The following is a 19,181-nucleotide window of genomic DNA, read 5'->3' as shown; positions in this document are numbered from 1 at the left end:
AAATGGTGCATTGCCGCTGAAATTCTTGGACGCAGAGCCCGATGTACCGCCAATCGAGCCCAGGACAACTGAGTTTTGAGAACTTCTACTTGCCGTTTGGGGGACAGCTGTCGGGGACGAATCGCTGGGTGAACCTGAGTTCGACAGTTAAAAAGCGGCTTGTGGCAGGACTCTAAGCTCATTATCTGGGATACCCAACGAGGGTTTATCGGGGTGGTAGGCGTAGGCGATCAGGCCCGAGACCAGGTTGACGAATAAGTTGAAGGGACTGTGCGGTGGCGCGAATGCTCGATCTGGCAGAGGTTTTTGAGCTGGTCATTGACCGTCTCGATAATCGGACGCTTGCGCAGCAGAATTTTGTCGAGCAGCGGCATCAGGGCGTTTTTCATGTTCTTGCGCCGTTTGGTCATCAGCTCTAGGCCACGCTCAAAAAGCGACTCAAAGAGGGCTTGCGAAATATACCCTCGATCTCCAAACAGTTTTCCAATCAGGTCTTGGGTCATTTCGGGAACCGGCTTGCGGTTGTCGGTATTGCCCGGCGTCAGAGACACCGCCAGCAACTCGCCGTAGTCGTTGATGATGAGGTGCAGCTTGAAGCCGAAGTACCACCCCACCGACGATTTGCCCCAACCGGCCAAGCCCTTAAATGTCTTGTGAGCCTTGGCCCGCTTGAGGTGACAGACGGCTAGCGAGGTGGAAGCGATGAAACTGATGCCGGTGACCTCACCAAAACAGCACGTGTTTAGAAAGCTCACTAAGGCCATAAAGCTCCAAGGCATCAGCTCTACGAACCGTCCGTAGCTGACCAAATTGGGGAAGGCGTCCCGCCAGTCAGCCAGGACTTTTTGCTTGTAAAAATCCTTGAAGGTTCGGTAGCCCGACCCAGGGAAGGCGATGACGATGGTCATCACCTCGCTGATGCTCAACCGGGACTGATAGCCTTTAGGCTGGCCATCACACGGCAATCGGCGGACAGCTCGTTTACAGAGCCGCTCAAACTCGCGGTAGAAGTCGTCGACGTCGCAGAAGATTTGGGTCAGGTCGAGGCGCGCTAGACTCAAAGACATGGCTGAGGTGCTTAGAATTCAACACTTTGAGCGTAACCCTCAGCCTTTCTTTCAGCACTTCGCTCGTTGTCGAACTCAGGTTGGCTCAGAATTCGAGGCTGCAAGCACCTCGCCGACGTGATTGAAGGCGTTCCGTTCAAAGATGGATACCGGGCTGATGACAATACCGATGTGACCCAGATGCAGGATGCCGCCTAGCTGCTAGCCATACACCAGATTTGACAATATCTCCGTAAGACTTTGCCATCCACGGCTAAGGTTTCACCGGCTAATGGTCCTATGCCAAAGAACTGAGCTGAGGCCGCTGAATACTGCTCATAGTCCAGCTTCAGCAGCACCCGGCGAATCGTGCTGTAGGAGGGAAGACGGCTTTTGGGCGGGTTGAAGAGCGCAATTAGGTCACGACGGTAGCACTTGAGCCAGTCATCAATCGCCAGAAACCCTCGCTTGCCCGCCGTCACTGCCAGGGTAAACAGCGCCAGGCAGAGAGCCGTGTGATGCCGCTTTCCAGAGGCTTTACGCACATCCGGCAGGTTAGCGAAGGCTGCCAGGATCTCGATTCTCTCAGGCTGCGCCCCAAAGCTAGGCTGCGGGGCAACAGCAGGGGATTGAGGAGGGAGATCCATAAGCTTTAGGGAAAAGGTGAATTAGCCTGAAACTTTAGCATCTTCAGCCTTCCTTGAGAATGAAATGGCCCTGGCTTAGACAGCGTTCTGACAAACCCCTCAGCACTAGCTGGGGGGGTGTTTTGCGGGGCTATAGCCCGAATGAGCAGCTAATCCTGAATCCGCCTGGGCTACACCCGGTTGGGCTGGGCAAACACCATTTGCCCCTGCGCAAACGGCCTGTTTTGAACCGGGGTTATATAATTCGGATTTGGTAAAGCGGGCTCAGGTATTAGACGCAAGGAAATGGTTTGAGCAAACCTGAGGTTATCCCTTATCCCTATACCCGTCATACACCGTTCATCGGGATAGTTCTCGATGACGTGTTTTACCCCTAAAGACTGAGCAGACATAAAGTCTTTCTTTGGGTAGAGAGACAGAACTGATAAGGAGCCTGAATCTTAGTAGAACAGACTTAAATTCTAAGTCCAAATCCGTTCGCAACCCCTGCAGCCAGGTCCCCAGAGACCTGGCTCTCTCTATGTTAGGCAGTACTATGGCGCTTTTCCTGGTAGAACCTGTTTCTGAAACGCTGCAAGAGCCAATCACAACCTTTGTGCTGCTGCTGGCGATCGTGCTAGTCACGCCGCCCGTGTTTGAGCGCTTTCGGCTGCCGGGCCTGGTTGGGCTGATCATGGCCGGGGTGTTGTTTGGCGGCAGCGGGTTGGGGTGGCTCAACCCCGACTCCGACATCATGTCGCTGTTCTCAGAGATTGGCAAAATCTACCTCATGTTTGTGGCCGGGCTCGAAATCGACATGGCCCTGTTTCAGCGCACCCGCGATCGCTCCCTGGCCTTCGGCCTGATGACGTTTGCCATTCCCCTGGTGGGCGGCATCGCGATCGGGCTGCTGTTTAACTTTGGCTGGCTGGCGGCGGTGCTGATTGGCTCGCTGCTGGCGTCTCACACCCTGCTGGCCTACCCCATCGTGCAGCGGTTGGGCATCGTGGGCAACGAGGCGGTGACGGTCACCGTGGGGGCGACCATCTTTACCGATATTGGGTCGCTGCTGGTGCTGGCTATTTGTCTAGGGGTGAACCAGGGCGATTTTTCGGCGCTCAAGCTGGCGACCCTGCTGGGCTCGCTGGCCCTCTACACGATCGCCGTGCTGGTGGGCCTCAAACAGCTCAGCAAGCTGTTCTTTCGCAAAACCGGCAAAGACGAGGGCAACCAGTTCTTGTTTGTCATGCTGTCTGTGTTTCTCTGCGCGCTGGGGGCCCAGCTGATTGGGGTCGAAAACATCATTGGGGCTTTTTTGGCCGGGCTCGCCATCAACAGCGTGATTGGCGACGGCCCGGTGAAGGAAAAAACAGAATTTTTAGGCAGCGTTCTGTTTATTCCGATGTTTTTTGTCGCTATGGGGCTGCTGCTCGACCTGCAGGCCTTTGGGGATATTTTGCGATCGTTTGAGCTACCGCTGATTGTCGTCGGTATGCTGCTGCTGACCAAGGGGCTGGCCTCCTTTGGGGCTCGATTGCTCTACGGCTACAGCTGGGCCGAAACCCTGACCATGTGGTCGTTATCGATTCCGCAGGTGGCGGCGACGCTGGCGGCGGCGCTGGTGGGCTACGAAGCCGAGATTATTAATTCGGAGGTGTTTAACAGCGTCATTTTGCTGATGCTGGTGACGGCCATTTTGGGGCCGCTGGTCACCGCCCGCTCGGGCAGACAGCTGATCGAAGACGACACTCTGATCGAAACCGAAGTGCTCGACTGGCTGCCCCCGCCGAGCGACATTCCCGAGTCGTTTACGGTGGTGGTGCCGGTCTACAACCCCGACACCGAGCAGCGGCTGATTGAGCTGGCCGCCGCCGTGGCCCGCTACGAAAACGGGCGCGTGATTCCGCTGGCGGTGGCGCTGGCCCAGCCCCAAATGGATTCGCCGCAGCTGGCCCGCGCGATCGCCCACAGCCGCCAGCGACTGGAGGCCGCCCGGTCGATTAGCGCCACCCTGGAGGCGGAGATTGCCCCCCGCCTCAGAATTGAGTACAACGTAGCCCAGGCTATCTCCCACGTCAGTCGCGAGGAGAATGCCAACCTGATTGTGCTGGGTATGAGTACGCGATCGCGCCTGGGGGGTCGGCTGTTCAGCAACATTCAAGACAACATTCTCTGGTCGGCCCACTGCCCAGTAGTGGTCGCCCGCCTGCTGGAGTCGCCTACCAACTGCAAGAATATTTTGCTGCCCATTGAGAACCTATCCCCGGCGGCCCTGCGCACCCTGCGGTTTGCCCAGGTGCTCGCCAGCCGCAGCCAGGCCAAAATTACGCTGCTGCATGTGCACAGTCCGCGAGCCTCAGAGCTACAGCGCAACCGCCTGACCAAACAGCTAGAGCTGCTGGTCAAGCGACTGCCAACCACCGAGGTTGAAATCGAGATTCGCCTCGTGGCCGGAGACAATGTGGTATCTACCATTGTCAAAACGGCGTCGCAGTACGATTTGGTCATGCTGCGCCTGCAGCGTCGTCGAGTTGGCAACGGACTTACCGTTGGGGCCAGCACCACGCCCCTGGTCGATCAGCTGGCTGGCTCGGTCATTCTGGTTGGTGAGCCCCACCCGCAGCGCAGTGATCGCCCCATTCGCCGCGATCGCAACCCCTTTAAGCTGCAACCCAAACCCACCGCTGATTAGGGCGGCTACCCTGAGCGCCGTTCAAACGAGATTATTGTCACGCTAAACCTTTGGCTAATCTCCCCTGAGTCAAAAGCGCGAGGATTTTTTCAGCTGTAGGGTGGGCACTGCCCACCTTATCTTTGCTGCGATATCTCATCCTATTTTCTGCGTGATCCACATCACTTGTGTTGCCGATGCAAAACACTCATTTTTCTTAGGAAAACAAAGGCGCTGGGCTGTTTCTTTTAATAGAGCAGCAGAGAGACAACGACAAAACTTCCTCGCTGCTTTTCTTATTTCACCTACTAATAAACTACCAGGAGCCCCCTATGAAACTTTCTTTTCTCGGCAAAACCTACACCGCTAGCACTCCCGCGATTGCTGCTACCGAAACCCAGGAGGCCGTTACTTTTCTCGGTCGTTCTTCTCAGGTTAAGCAGTTTAATGTTATCCAGCGACAGCAGCCTACCGAAGAACTAAACTTCATGGGTCGTCGCTACACTCGCTAGGTCTTCTAGCTCCGATCAAGTCCACAAGCGGTACGCCCTCGTGCCGCTTGTGGCCGTTTAAGTGAAACGGCGTGTGAACAGGGCGTTGTGGCTTCTGCAAAATTTACCGGCATTGCGCTGAGGTGCTGATGTAGCCATTGATGTTGCTAATGCCGCTATGACCACCGCTTAATTGGGTTGCGGACGAGGCTAATGGCAATTGATTGACTCAATCCATCAGGCAAAAATTGTCGGCTAAAACTCTAGCTGGTCTCGGTACAGCCCCTTGATCAGGTTGTCGAGCTGCTCGTCGGGGCAGCAGTCGATCAGAATGTAGAAGGCCTCTAGCAGTTTGGCAGCGCTGTCGCCCATCAGTGGGCTAAGACCCCACACATCGTGCACCCAGTCTTGTGGATCGGTGGCGTCAAAAATCATTCGCTCTAGCAGCTGCTTGGCCTCGGCTTTAGAAATAGACATGAAGTTGATAGAGAGTAACGAACCTGGCCTATCTTATCGCGCTAGGTCAGTCAGGTGGGGTCAGCGGTGCGATACCCTGTAGGCAACCCTACGGCCACGACCTATGCTGGATCTACAGCAGTTTTACGATGCCTGCGACCCCACCCAGCCGCTGCGGGGCAAGCGCTACTACATTGATTTTTCGACCGTGCGCGGCGGCGACATTGTGCAGGAGCTAGAGCGCAAGATCGCCCGCCTGGCCCGCAATCGCCCCACTACCCAGCTGTTTACCGGCCACATTGGCTGCGGCAAATCGACGGAGCTGTTTCGCCTGCAGGATCGGTTGACCCAGCGCAGCTGCGAGGTGGTTTATTTCGAGTCGGACCGCGATTTAGAGATGGCCGATGTCGAAATTTCGGACATTTTGCTCAGCATCGCCCACAACATCAGTGAGCACCTCGACAAAATTGGTATTGTCACCAAACCGACCTACCTGCAAGGCCTGTTTCAAAACCTGGCCGATACCCTGCGTACGCCGATGGAAATCTCTGACGTGAGCTTTTCAGCAGGAATTGCCAGCATTACCGCCTCGGCTAAGCAAAGCCCCGATATGCGCAGCCAGCTGCGGCAGTACCTGGAGCCACGCACCCGCAGCATCATCACCGCCATTAACGACGAGCTGCTGGTGCCGGCCAACAATCGCCTTCAGCAGCAGGGCAAGAACCGGCTGGTGGTGATTATGGACAACCTCGATCGCATCGACAGCGCCCTGCGCTCCCAGGGGCGGCTGCAGTCGGAGTATATCTTTGTCGATCGCGGCGAACAGCTGAAGCAGCTCGACTGCCACCTGGTCTACACCATTCCGCTGGAGCTAATGTTTTCCAACGACCTGGTGCGGCTGTCGAATCGGTTTGGCACCAACCCGATGGTGCTGCCCATGGTGCCGGTGCGCGATCGCCAGGGCAACTCCGACGAAGCGGGCATGGCCCTGCTGCGGCAGATGGTGCTGATTCGCGCCTTTCCTGAGCTAAACGTGAACCAGCGGATTGATGCGGTGGGCGAAGTCTTTGACGAGATGGCCACCCTCGATCGCCTCTGCCAGGTCAGCGGCGGTCACATGCGCAACCTGATCCGGCTGCTGGACGGCTGTCTGCGGAAGCAAGACCCGCCCTTTTTGCGCACTACTCTAGAGGCGGTAATTCGCAATGAGCGCGACAGCCTGGTGGGCCTAGTCAGCGACCACGAGTGGGATCTGCTGCTGCAGGCAGTCTCGCGCCGAGACGTGCAGGGCGACGAAGACTACAACATTTTGGTGCGCAGCCTGTTTTTGTACGAGTACCGCGACGCCCAGGGCCGCTGGTTTGGCCTCAACCCGCTGCTGGCCGAGACCGATCGCTACCGCAGCTGGCTGGCCCAGCAGCCTCGGCCATGAGCAGTGTCGCCCCCAGCAGCGCCAGCACCGCCGAAATTTTGGCCCACAACCAGGCCTCCCTGGCGGAACTACAGCGAGCCATTACCCTGCGGCCCAACCGCTTTTCGCTGGTGCTGGCCCGGTGCAACTACTCGCGCCTGCAGCGATTGGTGGTTGACTATTTGCAAACCGCTGCCCCGGTAGCTGCCCCCGTAATTGAGCGATCGCTGCCCGCCCAGATGACGACCCTGCTGCAGGCGCTGACTGCCGAGCCCTTGGGCGATCCACCCTTTGCCCTGATGGTGACCGGGCTAGAGCAGGTGCAAAACGTTGCGGCGGTGTTTAAGGCCGCCAACCTGGGCCGCAACGCCTTTCCCAAGGCGCTGCCGTTTCCGGTGGTGCTGTGGGTGAGCGATCGCACCCTGGCCAGCCTCACCCGCCACGCCCCCGACTTTAAGAGCTTTGCGGCCGCCCCTATCCCTTTTGAGTATCCGCCCGGCGAGCTCATTTACGCGCTGCACGCCAACGCCAACGCTCTGTTTGCCACCATGCTCACCCTGGGAGATGACAGCCCCCACCACACCGGGGCCTTTGAGTATCAGCCGGGGTCAGCCCTGCGCACCGAGCTAGAGTTTGCCGTAGCCGACATCGCCCAGACCCAGGCCAGCCTGGGTGACGAACTCAAAGCCAGCCTCGATTTTCTCAAGGGCCGCGACGCCCTGGGCCGCAGCGACCTCGATGTTGCCCGCTACCACTTTGAGCAAAGCCTGACCTACTGGCAAAAAGCGACCCACGCCCCAGCTCTCCCGTTCGACTCCGCTCACGGCAAGCCGTTCGACTCCGCTCACGGCAAGCCCACCGCTTCATCCTCCCATCTCCTCACCCCGCCACCCCCCGCCCCGCGCCAAAAACAAGCCGTTCTGCTCTTCTACCTGGGAGTCACCTGCCGCAGCCAGGCGGTACTGCAGCGGGTCGTGTACGATCGCATGCTGCACAAGGCTGAAGGCTACTTTTCTGCCTGTTTGCGCATTTTTCGCGACTTGCAGCAGCCCGAGCTGGTGGGTAAGTTTATTCACGCCCTGGCTGAGGTGCAGCAAAAGCTGGGGGCCTGGGCCGCCCTGGCCCGCACCGCTGAAGAGGGGCTCACCCTACACCGCCAGGACCCCGTGCGCCTGGCCCGTGACCACGGCTATCTGGCCGAGGTGGCTCTGGCCCAGGGCGATGCGGCCACGGCCCAGGTTCAGGCTGAGCGGGCGTTGCACATTTTGGCGATCGCGGGGGCGATCGAGGCCGGCGTGGTCACGACTGAGGGGCCATCCCCCGATGGTTTACCCGACGAGTTGCCCAACGAGTTGCCCAATGATCTAACCGCCGCCGCCGCCGAGCTGGCGGTGGCCAACCAGTATCAGCGGGGCTGGTATTTCTATTTACTGGGGCGCGTCCACATTGCCCAGGGCCAGCCCCAGACCGCCATTGCCCTGCTCGAAGACGCCTGCAACAACACTGACCCCAAAACCGATCTGACCCTCTACCGCAGCATTCTGCAAACTCTGCAACGGCAGTACTACCAGCAAAAAGACTATCGGGCCGCCTTTGGGGTCACCCTCAAGCAGCGCCGGGTCGATACCCAGTTTCGGCTGCGGGCCTTTATTGGGGCGGGCGAAATTCAGCCCCAGCAGTACCCCCTGGCCACCCCGGAGCGATGGTCAACGACCGGCCTCTGGCCATCGCCCCAGCTCCTCCTGGCCACCGAAATTCAGGCCTCTGGCCGCCAGGTCGATGTCGAAGCCCTCACCTACCGACTAGAGCAGGCCCGCTACCCGCTGATTATCATCCACGGGCCGTCGGGGGTGGGCAAAAGCTCCATTCTCTACGCGGGGCTGATGCCCGCCCTGGCTAAGTCGTTTCCGGAGGGGCGATCGACACTGCCGGTGCTGGTCAAGAGCTACCGCGACTGGCCCGACGAGGTCAACCAGGCCCTGGCCCGCGCCCTGCAGCAGCAGAGCGATAGCGACGGCATTCCCCCCGCTGCTCCCATCGACCCAGACGACCTGATTACGCGCCTGAAAAATTTGACCGAACAAAGCTATCGACAAATTGTGCTGATTTTTGATCAGTTTGAAGAATTTTTTGTCGAAGCCGTGGAGCTGTTTCAGCGGCGCGACTTCTACGCCTTTTTGCGCGACTGTTTGAATACTCCCTACCTGAAGGTGGTGCTGGCCCTGCGGGAAGACTACCTGCACTACCTGCTCGAAATCGAGCGCGGCTTTGACCTCGACATCATCAACAACGACATTCTCAGCCGCGACTACCGCTACTATTTGGGCAACTTTAAGGCCACCGACGCCAAGTTTTTAATTCGTCGCCTCACCGACGACGCCCACTTTTACCTCGAAACCGCCCTGATCGATCGCCTGGTGGCCGACTTGACCAACGCGATCGATGAGGTGCGACCAATTGAGCTGCAGGTGGTGGGGGCGCAGCTACAGCGTCAGGAGATCAACACCCTGGCTGAATACCTGGCCCTGGGCAACCACCCCAAAGAAACGCTGGTGCAAAACTTTTTGGGCACCGTTGTGCGCGACTGCGGCCCCGAAAATGCCGACTTAGCTCGTCTGGTGCTCTACCTGCTGACCGACATCGATCGCGAAGGCCGCCCCTACCGCCCCCAAAAAAGCCGCGAAGACCTGGAAGAAGAACTCGACCTGCGCGGAGCCAGCTACCAAGAAGAGCAGATGAACCTGGTGCTCGATATTTTAGTGGGGTCGGGCCTGGTATTTTTGCTGCCCGATATTCCTATCGATCGCTACCAGCTGGTGCACGACTATCTGGTCAGCTACGCCCGCCAAGAGGCCCCAGCCCACCTGCTAGAGAAACGACCCCGCCGCCGAGGGGCCGAGGGCGATCTTTCTGCCTAGTACGTTGTCAGCTTTAATTGGTAGGTTGGGTGGAGCGCCAGCGTAACCCAACAAAAGCTTGCTGCTGTTGGGTTTTCTCCTCTGGAGACGCTTTGCAAACACTTTGTTGCACCCAACCTACGCGAACTGAACTATTGTTCTAAGCTACCGCCGCGGCGGCCAGGTAACCCATTGCTTCGAGCTTGGCAATCACCTGGGCCACGCTCTCTTCGACGGTTTGCTGGTCGGTGTGGCAGTGTACTTCGGGGTTGAGGGGGGCTTCGTAGGGGTCGTCAATGCCGGTAAAGCCTTTAATTTCGCCCGCCCGAGCTTTCTTGTAGAGGCCTTTAACGTCGCGGTCTTCGCAGACAGTGAGGGGGGCATCGACAAAGACTTCGACAAAGTCATCAATGCGATCGCGCACCTGATCGCGCGCCTCGCGGTAGGGCGAAATGGCCGACACCAGCACGATCACGCCATTGCGGGTCAGCAGGTGCGAGACAAAGCCAATGCGGCGAATGTTTTCATCTCGGTCTTCTTTGCTAAAGCCCAGGCCCTTGGTTAGGTTGGTGCGCACGATGTCGCCGTCGAGCACTTCTAGCTGGCAGCCCCGCTGACGCAGTTCGGCCTCCAGGGCGCGAGCAATAGTCGACTTACCCGACCCGCTCAACCCCGTAAACCAGATCGTTACCCCACGCTGCGCTGTAGCCATTAAACCAACTCCGTAACTGCTCTATAACTGCTCTATAAATTAAACCACTTACTGGTCGCCTACCTTGGCCGTCAGCTTTTTCTGCCCTTTGCGGCTGCCAAACAGGTGGGCATAGATATAGGTGAACTCACCCCCCAAAAAGAAAATTTGGCTGGTGAGGTAAATCCACAGCATCAGCACCATCACCCCGCCGACTACGCCGTAGGAGCGAAACTGGCTGCCCAGACTAATCACGCTATTGCTGATCAGCTGCTGCAAAATGAGCCACAGCACGGCGGTCAGCAGCGACCCCAGCCACACATCTCGCCAGGCAACGCGGGTGCTGGGCAGCGTTTTGTAAAGGACCATCACCACCAGTGTCAGGGTCACGAACGAAATGCCCAGCCGCAGCCACGACAGCAGCTGCACCTGGTCGATACCAATCACCACCACCCACTGATTGACGCCTTCTAAGATCTTGGTGGCGGTATCGATCGCAATGTTGGAGATCAGCGACACAAAAATGAGGCTAGTTGCCCCCATCACCAGCAAAAACGCCAGAAACCGCCGCCACAAAAAGATAAACGCCACTTCTCCCACGCCGTCGAAGCGATGGTGGCGAGGCTTGGTGTGCCAAATTTTGTCAAAGGAGCGGCTGAGCGCCCCAAAAAAACCGCTGGAGGTAAACAGCAGTATGCAAAAACCGACAATGCTGGCGCTGGTGCTGCCGGTATGAAACTGAATTAGCGTCGTCTGTACGATCGGAAAAGCGTCGGGAGGCAGGGTCTCCTGGGCAAAAATGAGCACAGCATTGTAGGCGACGGTGTTGGGGCCAATTAAAAAGCCGACGATACTCAGCGACACCAAAATCATCGGAAACATCGAGAACAAGGCGTAATAGGCAAGGGCAGCCCCCATCTCCAGGCAGTCGTCCTGCTGCCATTTCATCAGGGTGCGACCAATCAGCTTAGTCCACGCCGACTGACCCACTCGATACTTAAAGAAATCGAGCATAGCCGCGTTGTTAATCCATTGGTGTGCCAGTGCCCATGCGCGTCGCCAATGTCCAAACCGCGCCAGTTGTTTCCTCATTCTATCGACCCTGTTCGCTCGTTAGAGTGTCGTGCCAGCTACCTACATTGGCATAAAACACAAAAAGTAGAGCACCAGAGGGAAAATTCACCTTGCCTTAGGGCGATCGCCCCTTTCACCAGGGCTTTACCGTCTAAATTCTCCCTGAGACCCTATACATACCATCTTGCTGACAACCCCACGGTTATCAGCAGACATCTAGGCCAGTTTGTCATCCTGCGCTAGCGGCTAGCTGAGGCGAGTATTCGAGCGCTAAGCGGCTCAATACCAGGGCGCTGTATCGAGCCGCTCTCAGTGCGCAGGTGTCCTAATAATAACGACAGGTCCTATCGCGGTGGTTTTGCCCTCCGGCTCGCTCGATGTCAGCCGCCCCGACCTCGCTGCTATTCGCCCTCAGTTGACCGAAACTCTAACGCCAACCTCTTCCCGCTTGGTGGCGGGGGCAACCAGGTGGGGGGCAATCGGCTGCAGGGGGGCCACCGTCGTTTCGGTCGTGGTGCTCTGGGCTACCTCAGCCGCATCCATTTGATCGCAGAGAGCCTTGGAAAGGGCTAGCGCGCCGTAGATACCCCCCAGGTAGAGCAGCACATCAAACCCACCAAAGTACAGATGGAACATGAGATCAACCCTCCTGGCTGCTTACGGTTATTGCCGATACTACCGCATCCTTTAGCGGCCTCCAAGGAGCAAATGTTCTCCCCCGGCGGGTCACCCGAGCGCTGTTTCAGCTCGCGCTTGGATAGCACTCGACGTTGGCAAGGGCCGCGATCGCCCTCTATGTAACGGTTTGCAAGCAATGGTGGGCAAACCGTTAAAAACTATCGACGCGGATGATCCCCAAGGCTAGGGTTGTGGTTGTTTTATCGGGCCTCTGGCCACATGCGATGACCGTTCAACCTCGATCTTCTCAACCGCGACCTTCTGCCGCCAACATCATTCTCACCAATATCGAAACTGTGCCTGGCAAAACCATTACGCAGCACCTGGGCTTGGTGCAGGGCAGTTCGGTGCGGGCTAAGCACCTGGGCCGCGATATTGCCGCCAGCCTCAAAAATATTGTCGGCGGCGAGCTCAAGGGCTACACCGAACTGCTGCAAGAGGCCCGCGAAGAAGCCACCAGCCGCATGGTGCAGGACGCCCAAAAGCGCGGTGCCAACGCCATTGTCAATGTGCGCTTTGCCACCTCATCGCTGACCCAGGGCGCAGCAGAACTGTTTGCCTACGGGACCGCTGTGCGGGTGGAGTAGCTATGGATGGATTAGTTATTTTTGCGATTCTGCTGGGGGTTGGCTACTTTTTTGGCGCTCGAGCCGAGCAGCAGCACCTGCGCCTTTTGCAGCACCGCGAGCAGGCCATCAAAGGGCTGGTGCTCAGTACGGCGGGGGCCAAGACCACGGTGCCCAATGCTCGGCAGGCAGAGCTATTTGTGGGCAGCGTGGTGATCTCGTCTGACTTTTTTAAGACCTTTGTGGCAGGGCTGCTGAAGCTGTTTGGCGGGCGGATCACGGTCTACGAAAGCCTGCTCGAACGCGGTCGCCGCGAGGCCCTGCTGCGGATGGAAGAGTCTGCCCTGGCCTGGGGAGCCGAACGGGTCGTCAATATCCGCATTCAGACCGCTGAGCTGAGCGGCAACAACGGCAATGGGGTGGTGGCCTTAGAGGTGATTGCCTACGGCACGGGGGTGCGCTAGCCCATCTCCACTGCGGCAACCAGGCCAAAGACGATAAACAGAACCCCGCCGACGATCGTGAGCCAGCGCTCTGAGATGCGCCCGGCGATCAGCTTGCCGCAGGCGACCGCGATCGCCGCACAGATCGCGTGCCCCAGGGTGGCCCCCAGCACCACCCCCACCGGATGGTTGGCCGCCGCCAGGGCAATGGTGGCAAACTGGGTGCGATCGCCCCACTCGGCCACAAAGGTAAGGCTAAAGGCTTCGATCAGCACCGTTTTGACCGTCCATTTTTTCACCCCAACCTCGCGCTCTTCGACCGCCTCCAGGGCCTCGGCCTGCTCGTCGGCCAGATCTCCTGGCCCGGCCATGCGGCTAGCATCGTAGAGCAGCTTGAGCCCAAAGCCTAAAAACAGCGCCACCGTTAGCCCCTGCACGTAGCGCTCAGGAAAAATGGTGACGACCTGACCAATCGCCACCGACAAAACGGTCATCACAAACAGCGCGGCGGTGACCCCCGCAAATACCCAGCGACGGGGGTGACGGGTGGCTAAGATAACGCCAATAAAAAAGGTTTTATCGCCTAGTTCAGACAGGGTAATTAGCAGTAGACCAGCGGTAAAGCCTGTTAGTGGGTTCATGCTCCTCTCCAGTGGTACAGAAACTGAGTGGGCATGATGGATACTTAAAAAGACCCCACCAAGCCCACGTCTGCTGTGGACTTAGTGAAGGTCTCGCTTGCGAATGGCCGCTTTTTTGCCTCAAAAAGCGCGGATTCACCACCTGAACCAGGCTCATCGCCAGTATGTTGACTCAGGTGATCAGGCTCAAAAGCCTAAAGCTACTCCCCTTCAATGGTTAACATAATACCACTGTTTCAGCATCAAACCGTCAGCAGAATTACAGACCTTCTGAATAGAAAGGCTGACGTAAATTCATTTTCTATTCATTTTTGAAACTGCTTTTTGAGAATTGATAAGTATCGAAGTCAGGTGGTTTATAGCGGTTCTCAATGAGGTGGGGTACACCATTGCTGAGTTCTAAATCCCCTTAATGGGGACAGGTTTCGCGTAGGGGCATCGCATGCAATGCCCCTACCAGAGGGTTCCGCCTGTTAACGTGTCCTAACTAAATCGGCTAGCTCCAAATGTCGCCGGGCCAGTCGGCGATCGCGGTGGTTGACTGCACCCGGTGCATGCCCGCCTCGGCAAAGCGCTGGTAGGTTTCCTCGGCCTGGTAAGTAAAATCGACCACCCCAGGCACGACCACCGGGGAGGCGCAGTCGTCGAGCAGGTAGACCTTTTGGGCCAGGGCCGGGTCGGTGGCCTGAATGTCGCTGAGCAGGTCGGCTACCGTCCAGGCGACGCAGTGGCTCTTGGCCTGGCCAGCGATAACGACGGCGTCAAACTCTAGCAGGGTTTGAATCAAGGGGGTGTTTTTCTGGGCGATCGCGCCTCCCCGCCCATCGTCCATTACCTCGGGGCTGAGCACCGAGTAGTTTTCGGTCAGGGGGTTGCTGCCTTTCAGCTCAAAGCGGGTCTGGCTCTGGCGGGCGATGGTGTGAAAGAAGCAGGCTTCTTCGATCGCGGGTACCAGGGCGTGGCCAATGCCGCCCAGCATAGAGTGGTAGGGCCAGATGGTGAGGGGATATTTGCCTCGGTCGTCGAGGGTTTTGGTGTAGTGCAGGGCGTACTCTTGCAGGTCGCGGGGGGCGTCGAGGTTGGCGGCGACGGCTGGGTTGACGCTCCACTTGCCCTGCACCACATCGTCGTAGTGAATCAGGGTCATCGGCGGCGGATTGTTGCCCTCGGCATCGACCCAGAAGTAGGGGTGAAACACCTGCATGGCCTGGTGGGTGTCGAGGGTGGCGGTAATGCTGGTGATCTGCCCCAGGTTGCGGTAGATAAACTCGCCCAGGCGGCGGTTGTCGTCGACGGCCCCCTGGCCCGATCGCCCGCCTACAAATAGCTCAAAGCCCGGCAGGCAGAAGGTGTTTTGCACATCGATCAACAGCAGGCAGAGGCGGCGGCGGTCGTCGCTGGCGGGGGCAATGCCGTGGGTGGCGGCCCAGGCTTTGGCGTCGGTGGCCCGCTGCTGGTAGGGCACGGGCCAGATTTCGCCGACCTTGGCGGGGTCAAAGAAGGATGGAATGGGCAGGGTCTGCGTCATAGCGGTTTGGGGAAAAGAGGGCGATCGCTGTCTGATCCGAAATCGGGTTTGGTAAGCCCTGATTCAGTATCAGGCACCCCGTAGGGGCGTTGCATGCAACGCCCCCACAGGCCCATTTTATTGGCGATCGCCCTACGATCGCATCCCCCGCCTGCGGGTCATCACGGCGACATATTCGCCGCTGCGCCCGGTGGGGATGGGGTCTGACCAGGCGACGCGATCGCTGTAGCCCAGTGCCACGAGTTGGCCTATGGCATCGGTGATTGCGCCGTAGTCGCCCAGCAGAATGTGCCGCAGGGTTTCCTGGCGGTAGGTGGGTAGGGTGAAGGGTACGGGGGACTCATCCCCCGAGGTGGGTTCTAAAAACATACGGGTCTCCGTTTTCGCTAAAGAAAACGGGGAACGAGTCTAGCTGTCCCCATTGCAGGTAATACGACGCTAGAGCCTAGAATGATTCCAGGTTATCGCCAGCTTACCGGGTTAAGTTGGGATGACTCAGGAGAAGAGCGGAGGTGCGAACTCCTCTCTTCTCCGCCTAAAATCATTCCCCGCAGTTTTAATCTGCCAGAAGCAGGGCAAAAGTACAACCGTATGGGCTACTTTGCAGTTCAGGGTTTGCTGACGGCGGGCAAACTCTAGAGAACCTTCGGCCAAGCTCGCATGTGGGAGATGCGTGCTTGTAGAACTGATTACGATTGATGACTCAGCTCTTAACCCTTGGCTTAGCAGACCAATGATGACTTACTGGATATGAGGACTTACCGGATAACACCTCAACCCAAGGACTTCTCCAGCACATTTGATGGGTAATAACCCTCAATGCCCGGAGTTGATTGCCAAAAATGTTGGAGAACACCTAGGCGTTAAGGGCTTATCAAGCAAAAATGATATTTAATTCTTTAAGATCCAGGCATTATCTAGTGAATCTGCCAGATAATTCTGAAGGATAGGGGTCTTATCCAGCGGCTCTAATACTTAATATGTAGTTAGACCGCTAGGCTTTCTGTGGAAGCGCAACCAGGAGATTGTCTGCCAGATATCAGCACCAAGTTTCCGTAGAGTTACGAGTGAGAAATTATTTTGAAATCATCGATGGAGGAATCGTGAAGGGGCATGGGTTGAAGGTTGTTTTTGGCAAAGCCATATATTAAAGAATCATGGGTAAGACAACGCCGGATAAAGATACAAAAGCTCTATTGTTTGCTGCGATTTTTCTGGTTATCAGCATTTTGGTAATTGCTATTCTAAAATACATACTTGTAAATGTTGATGGAGCAACAGTAATAGCGTTTTTGCTCGCTCCAATCATAATATATGCTCTTGTATCAGAACGATTATCAGAATTTACTGGTCCAGGCGGATGGGGAGCCAAATTTCTAAAAGAAGCTACTGAAATAGTAGATCCTAGTCAGACAGAAATAGGTTTATCAATGTTATTAATGGAGGTAATCCCTAAAGGGCTTCCACAGGATTTGAGAGAAAGAATCAGCAGGATAAGAGATGGCCGACCAATAGTTATGACAATGACTTTAGGAAGGGAAGGATTTTATCAAGTTGGTGCTGTTAGACAAGTAATTGAAGCTTTATCCCAGTTCCGCAACTTTAAATTTGTAATCTTTCTGAACAAGGACAACCAATTTGTTGGCTTTATGCCTTCTTGGGCTCTAAATGCAATGCTTAAGAGTGATCGAGGAGATGCTAAAAACTTTATTGAAGACATTAATAATGGCTGTTTTGATAGAGTGAAAGAAAGGCTGGGAGTTATTACTGAACTAGTCTACAAAAATGAAACCAATGCTCAAGCTCTTGAGAAAATGGAAAGACTTAACCTTGAAGCACTTGTAGTTTTGGATGAGCAGACAAATGAAGTAATCGGGGTGGTCGAGCGAGATCGGCTCTTGAGCAGGATGATGTTAGCATTAGCAAACAGTCTCAAACACTAAAATGGTGGCAGTACAAACGGTTTAACAACCCACCTGGAGCGGACTATTAAGTGATCTCATTAATATTGTAAAGTTTACTTTCAGCCGCTCAACCGGAACCGGAACGTTAGACCGTCAGATGCGCCAACCTTTACTTTAAAAGGTGTTAGCTTATGTCACTTGATAGGAGCAAGCCACCAATTTTTGGTGAAATACATTTTGAATTATCAATTGTTCCTGTGTCACAGCAAGCAAATTCTGCTGCAAAAAATGTAGTAACAAATGAAATTCGCTCCATTACTCGGTCGTTGGAATATATTCTGACTGGTGATATCAAGATAGAGATTGAGTGGTTGATTCATGAACGGTTACGCTATGAATCCGACCAAGCACCTGATGTCGATAACATAATTAAACCTTTGTTAGATGGCTTTTGTGGTCCAGAGGGTTTGCTAATAGATGACTGCCAAGTTCAATCTGTTTCCTGCTATTGGATTGATTGGGCAAGGGAAGATCAGCAGATTGTTGTGAGAGTAAGTTATATGCCTGATGATTGGCTCAAGAAGAAGAATCTATTTTTTGTCCAATACCCTAAAGGCTTATGTTTCCCTGTTAATGGAGATTTGCCGCATGAGGCAATAAGCCGAATACTGAATAGAGTTGAGGCAATGCTGGCTGATCGAGAAGAGTTGCAACAGCTTTCAAACGATTACTACTTTTCTAAAAACCTTTTGCCAATTCAAAGATTTTTTCATCGGACTCGCGTAAACGGCTTTTCTGTTGTCAAGATTGACGAGATGCGGGGTCGGTTAAATGATACTGTCTAGTAACCCTGGTGCAGCGGATTTTACAAAGCCTCTTACTGTGTAGAAAAGTCTTGGGAACAGCTGTGCCAGGAACGTTAGGCCTGCAGTCTTGTGAGAGGAAGTTTTTTCTCTCAAACAGTTTTAAGGCGAAGTTTGAAATGAGATTTTCCTTGCGACGACTTGAGAAAGAACACGCACTACCAATTCTTCGTTGGCGTTACCTTCCCCCGTATGACATTTATAACTTTGATATCGATACTATTCAAGAAGACTTGTGTTATCTAATTGACCTCAAAAATGCCTTTTATGCAATCTTAAATGTGTACGAAGAACTTGAGGGCTATTGCTCTTTTGGAGCAGATGGCCAAGTGCCAGGCGGAGACTACAGCACTGAAGCCCTCGACATTGGCATGGGAATGTGACCAGACTTAGTTGGTCAGGGACAGGGCAAGCATTATGCTCAAGCCGTAGTGAAGTACGGAGCCAACCAATATAGGGCACAGAAGTGCCGGGTAACGATCGCAAAATTCAACAAGCGGGCGCAACGAGTTTGGGAGCAAGTAGGATTTGAGCAGATCGGGAAGTTTGTCAAAACCGGTACTGAGAAAGAATTTGTAATTATGATTTATGAAGCCTAGATCAATTTAAGAACCAGTATTAGTCGCCGGATATTGATCAAACCGCTGCATTAAATCGAGTAACTCTGCTTGAGTCGGTTCTCGTCCGTCTTTGGTCAGTTCAGCCAGTCCCTCAAAATACTGCTCCCGTGAATCTGCTGGGCAGAACAGAATTAGCAGTGTTGCTGGTGTTTGTCCAGCATTAGAGAATCCGTGCGGTGTATTTTCCGGTACGAGAATGAAGGCTTTCGGTTCGGCAACAATGCGGCGATCGCCCAAAACAAGTTCAACATTGCCTTCCACCACATAAAACGCTTCGGTCAATTCTTTGTGAATGTGAGGGCTAGCGCCATCCGTTCCAGGTTCCATCACAAACTCAAACAGACCAAAGTGGCCGTGGGTTTCTTGGCCTGTTGCTTTGAAGGTGCAAGTACTGGTGCGGATTTGTACTGTTTGCCCTTCACCCGGTTGCAAAATCAAAGGAAGTGACATAATTGCTCCTAAATGAGTGATTAGGAATTACTCAAGCTGCTGTAGGTTGGGTTAGCGTTAGCGTAACCCAACAAAACCGTTACTGGTGTGGGTTTTCTCCTCTGTAGACGCTAGCCCCAAAGGGG

20 protein-coding genes and 1 pseudogene are annotated in these 19,181 nt (G+C 55.3%); 11 read left to right on the top strand and 10 right to left on the bottom strand.

Annotation, left to right across the window (positions count from 1 at the left end; genetic code table 11):
- Window positions 1-147: 147 nt before the first annotated feature.
- A pseudogene (locus tag ACQ4N7_RS06850) lies at window positions 148-1,067 on the bottom strand (IS982 family transposase).
- A 66-nt stretch (window positions 1,068-1,133) separates the two neighbouring features.
- On the opposite strand from ACQ4N7_RS06850, the gene ACQ4N7_RS06845 reads away from it, so the two are divergent.
- Complete coding sequence (locus ACQ4N7_RS06845; protein ID WP_430710922.1) at window positions 1,134-1,265, top strand: hypothetical protein; 132 nt, start codon at window positions 1,134-1,136, stop codon at window positions 1,263-1,265.
- On the opposite strand, the gene ACQ4N7_RS06840 is transcribed toward ACQ4N7_RS06845, so the two are convergent.
- Window positions 1,262-1,693: a transposase family protein gene (locus ACQ4N7_RS06840; protein WP_430710869.1), complete on the bottom strand. Its 432-nt coding sequence runs from the start codon at window positions 1,691-1,693 to the stop codon at window positions 1,262-1,264. The two genes, ACQ4N7_RS06845 and ACQ4N7_RS06840, sit on opposite strands and share 4 nt — an antisense overlap.
- Window positions 1,694-2,228: 535 nt before the next feature.
- Here ACQ4N7_RS06840 and ACQ4N7_RS06835 point away from each other — a divergent pair.
- Window positions 2,229-4,364, top strand: coding sequence for a cation:proton antiporter (locus ACQ4N7_RS06835; protein WP_430710868.1), 2,136 nt, complete (start codon window positions 2,229-2,231; stop codon window positions 4,362-4,364).
- Window positions 4,365-4,675: 311 nt separating this feature from the next.
- Complete coding sequence (locus ACQ4N7_RS06830) at window positions 4,676-4,855, top strand: DUF4278 domain-containing protein (RefSeq protein ID WP_430710867.1); 180 nt, start codon at window positions 4,676-4,678, stop codon at window positions 4,853-4,855.
- Window positions 4,856-5,089: 234 nt separating this feature from the next.
- Here the strand turns inward: ACQ4N7_RS06830 and ACQ4N7_RS06825 are convergent, their stop codons facing one another.
- On the bottom strand, window positions 5,090-5,311 hold the full coding sequence (locus tag ACQ4N7_RS06825) for a hypothetical protein (RefSeq protein ID WP_430710866.1): 222 nt from the start codon (window positions 5,309-5,311) through the stop codon (window positions 5,090-5,092).
- 103 nt (window positions 5,312-5,414) lie between these two features.
- Here ACQ4N7_RS06825 and ACQ4N7_RS06820 point away from each other — a divergent pair, with 103 nt between their 5' ends.
- The gene (locus ACQ4N7_RS06820; RefSeq protein ID WP_430710865.1) at window positions 5,415-6,722 is read left to right on the top strand and encodes an ATP-binding protein; all 1,308 of its coding nucleotides are present in this window, start codon (window positions 5,415-5,417) and stop codon (window positions 6,720-6,722) included.
- Window positions 6,719-9,619, top strand: coding sequence for an ATP-binding protein (locus tag ACQ4N7_RS06815; RefSeq protein ID WP_430710864.1), 2,901 nt, complete (start codon window positions 6,719-6,721; stop codon window positions 9,617-9,619). Before ACQ4N7_RS06820 ends, ACQ4N7_RS06815 begins: the two co-directional genes overlap by 4 nt.
- Before the next feature lie 139 nt (window positions 9,620-9,758).
- Here ACQ4N7_RS06815 and cysC read toward each other — a convergent pair whose 3' ends face one another.
- From cysC to ACQ4N7_RS06800, 3 genes are all read right to left on the bottom strand, one after another.
- The gene (gene cysC / locus ACQ4N7_RS06810; protein ID WP_430710863.1) at window positions 9,759-10,310 is read right to left on the bottom strand and encodes an adenylyl-sulfate kinase; all 552 of its coding nucleotides are present in this window, start codon (window positions 10,308-10,310) and stop codon (window positions 9,759-9,761) included.
- 48 nt (window positions 10,311-10,358) lie between these two features.
- The gene (locus ACQ4N7_RS06805; protein WP_430710862.1) at window positions 10,359-11,303 is read right to left on the bottom strand and encodes a YihY/virulence factor BrkB family protein; all 945 of its coding nucleotides are present in this window, start codon (window positions 11,301-11,303) and stop codon (window positions 10,359-10,361) included.
- Window positions 11,304-11,774: 471 nt separating this feature from the next.
- Window positions 11,775-11,999: a hypothetical protein gene (locus tag ACQ4N7_RS06800; RefSeq protein WP_430710861.1), complete on the bottom strand. Its 225-nt coding sequence runs from the start codon at window positions 11,997-11,999 to the stop codon at window positions 11,775-11,777.
- A 266-nt stretch (window positions 12,000-12,265) separates the two neighbouring features.
- Between ACQ4N7_RS06800 and ACQ4N7_RS06795 the strand changes: the two genes are divergently transcribed.
- Together ACQ4N7_RS06795 and ACQ4N7_RS06790 are read left to right on the top strand one after the other, a co-directional pair.
- Window positions 12,266-12,628, top strand: a complete 363-nt coding sequence (locus ACQ4N7_RS06795) for a YbjQ family protein (RefSeq protein ID WP_430710860.1) — start codon at window positions 12,266-12,268, stop codon at window positions 12,626-12,628.
- A gap of 2 nt (window positions 12,629-12,630) precedes the next feature.
- Window positions 12,631-13,071 (top strand): YbjQ family protein, encoded by a 441-nt coding sequence (locus ACQ4N7_RS06790; RefSeq protein WP_430710859.1) that lies wholly within the window; start codon window positions 12,631-12,633, stop codon window positions 13,069-13,071.
- Here the strand turns inward: ACQ4N7_RS06790 and ACQ4N7_RS06785 are convergent.
- From ACQ4N7_RS06785 to ACQ4N7_RS06775, 3 genes are all read right to left on the bottom strand, one after another.
- A complete protein-coding gene (locus tag ACQ4N7_RS06785; protein ID WP_430710858.1) occupies window positions 13,068-13,691 on the bottom strand; it encodes a TMEM165/GDT1 family protein in 624 nt (207 codons plus the stop codon). The genes ACQ4N7_RS06790 and ACQ4N7_RS06785 overlap by 4 nt on opposite strands.
- Window positions 13,692-14,187: 496 nt before the next feature.
- Window positions 14,188-15,219: an isochorismatase gene (locus ACQ4N7_RS06780; protein ID WP_430710857.1), complete on the bottom strand. Its 1,032-nt coding sequence runs from the start codon at window positions 15,217-15,219 to the stop codon at window positions 14,188-14,190.
- Between the two features lie 132 nt (window positions 15,220-15,351).
- Window positions 15,352-15,588, bottom strand: a complete 237-nt coding sequence (locus tag ACQ4N7_RS06775) for a hypothetical protein (RefSeq protein ID WP_430710856.1) — start codon at window positions 15,586-15,588, stop codon at window positions 15,352-15,354.
- An 81-nt stretch (window positions 15,589-15,669) separates the two neighbouring features.
- Between ACQ4N7_RS06775 and ACQ4N7_RS06770 the strand changes: the two genes are divergently transcribed.
- The 4 genes from ACQ4N7_RS06770 (at window position 15,670) to ACQ4N7_RS06755 (ending at window position 18,369) form a co-directional block, all read left to right on the top strand.
- Window positions 15,670-15,858: a hypothetical protein gene (locus ACQ4N7_RS06770; RefSeq protein WP_430710855.1), complete on the top strand. Its 189-nt coding sequence runs from the start codon at window positions 15,670-15,672 to the stop codon at window positions 15,856-15,858.
- A 518-nt stretch (window positions 15,859-16,376) separates the two neighbouring features.
- Window positions 16,377-17,162: a CBS domain-containing protein gene (locus ACQ4N7_RS06765; RefSeq protein WP_430710854.1), complete on the top strand. Its 786-nt coding sequence runs from the start codon at window positions 16,377-16,379 to the stop codon at window positions 17,160-17,162.
- Window positions 17,163-17,314: 152 nt separating this feature from the next.
- Complete coding sequence (locus tag ACQ4N7_RS06760; RefSeq protein ID WP_430710853.1) at window positions 17,315-17,968, top strand: RusA family crossover junction endodeoxyribonuclease; 654 nt, start codon at window positions 17,315-17,317, stop codon at window positions 17,966-17,968.
- Between the two features lie 50 nt (window positions 17,969-18,018).
- Window positions 18,019-18,369 carry a hypothetical protein gene (locus ACQ4N7_RS06755; RefSeq protein WP_430710852.1) on the top strand — a complete coding sequence of 117 codons (351 nt, stop codon included), beginning with the start codon at window positions 18,019-18,021 and terminating at the stop codon, window positions 18,367-18,369.
- A gap of 222 nt (window positions 18,370-18,591) precedes the next feature.
- Here the strand turns inward: ACQ4N7_RS06755 and ACQ4N7_RS06750 are convergent, their stop codons facing one another.
- The gene (locus ACQ4N7_RS06750; RefSeq protein ID WP_430710851.1) at window positions 18,592-19,056 is read right to left on the bottom strand and encodes a cupin domain-containing protein; all 465 of its coding nucleotides are present in this window, start codon (window positions 19,054-19,056) and stop codon (window positions 18,592-18,594) included.
- Between the last annotated feature and the right edge of the window lie 125 nt (window positions 19,057-19,181).

This window comes from Nodosilinea sp. AN01ver1 (assembly GCF_050565655.1).
Classification (GTDB): domain Bacteria; phylum Cyanobacteriota; class Cyanobacteriia; order Phormidesmidales; family Phormidesmidaceae; genus Nodosilinea.
The sequence above is the reverse complement of the archived record's forward strand: the minus strand, read 5'-3'. Positions and strand labels throughout refer to the sequence as shown.

What these genes read in the sequence shown, in the direction of transcription:
- ACQ4N7_RS06840 (WP_430710869.1), bottom strand. Translation starts at nt 1,693, where the DNA reads ATGGATCTCCCTCCTCAATCCCCTGCTGTTGCCCCGCAGCCTAGCTTT.
- ACQ4N7_RS06835 (WP_430710868.1), top strand. Translation starts at nt 2,229, where the DNA reads ATGGCGCTTTTCCTGGTAGAACCTGTTTCTGAAACGCTGCAAGAGCCA.
- ACQ4N7_RS06830 (WP_430710867.1), top strand. Translation starts at nt 4,676, where the DNA reads ATGAAACTTTCTTTTCTCGGCAAAACCTACACCGCTAGCACTCCCGCG.
- ACQ4N7_RS06825 (WP_430710866.1), bottom strand. Translation starts at nt 5,311, where the DNA reads ATGTCTATTTCTAAAGCCGAGGCCAAGCAGCTGCTAGAGCGAATGATT.
- ACQ4N7_RS06820 (WP_430710865.1), top strand. Translation starts at nt 5,415, where the DNA reads ATGCTGGATCTACAGCAGTTTTACGATGCCTGCGACCCCACCCAGCCG.
- ACQ4N7_RS06815 (WP_430710864.1), top strand. Translation starts at nt 6,719, where the DNA reads ATGAGCAGTGTCGCCCCCAGCAGCGCCAGCACCGCCGAAATTTTGGCC.
- cysC (WP_430710863.1), bottom strand. Translation starts at nt 10,310, where the DNA reads ATGGCTACAGCGCAGCGTGGGGTAACGATCTGGTTTACGGGGTTGAGC.
- ACQ4N7_RS06805 (WP_430710862.1), bottom strand. Translation starts at nt 11,303, where the DNA reads ATGCTCGATTTCTTTAAGTATCGAGTGGGTCAGTCGGCGTGGACTAAG.
- ACQ4N7_RS06800 (WP_430710861.1), bottom strand. Translation starts at nt 11,999, where the DNA reads ATGTTCCATCTGTACTTTGGTGGGTTTGATGTGCTGCTCTACCTGGGG.
- ACQ4N7_RS06795 (WP_430710860.1), top strand. Translation starts at nt 12,266, where the DNA reads ATGACCGTTCAACCTCGATCTTCTCAACCGCGACCTTCTGCCGCCAAC.
- ACQ4N7_RS06790 (WP_430710859.1), top strand. Translation starts at nt 12,631, where the DNA reads ATGGATGGATTAGTTATTTTTGCGATTCTGCTGGGGGTTGGCTACTTT.
- ACQ4N7_RS06785 (WP_430710858.1), bottom strand. Translation starts at nt 13,691, where the DNA reads ATGAACCCACTAACAGGCTTTACCGCTGGTCTACTGCTAATTACCCTG.
- ACQ4N7_RS06780 (WP_430710857.1), bottom strand. Translation starts at nt 15,219, where the DNA reads ATGACGCAGACCCTGCCCATTCCATCCTTCTTTGACCCCGCCAAGGTC.
- ACQ4N7_RS06775 (WP_430710856.1), bottom strand. Translation starts at nt 15,588, where the DNA reads ATGTTTTTAGAACCCACCTCGGGGGATGAGTCCCCCGTACCCTTCACC.
- ACQ4N7_RS06770 (WP_430710855.1), top strand. Translation starts at nt 15,670, where the DNA reads ATGATTCCAGGTTATCGCCAGCTTACCGGGTTAAGTTGGGATGACTCA.
- ACQ4N7_RS06765 (WP_430710854.1), top strand. Translation starts at nt 16,377, where the DNA reads ATGGGTAAGACAACGCCGGATAAAGATACAAAAGCTCTATTGTTTGCT.
- ACQ4N7_RS06760 (WP_430710853.1), top strand. Translation starts at nt 17,315, where the DNA reads ATGTCACTTGATAGGAGCAAGCCACCAATTTTTGGTGAAATACATTTT.
- ACQ4N7_RS06750 (WP_430710851.1), bottom strand. Translation starts at nt 19,056, where the DNA reads ATGTCACTTCCTTTGATTTTGCAACCGGGTGAAGGGCAAACAGTACAA.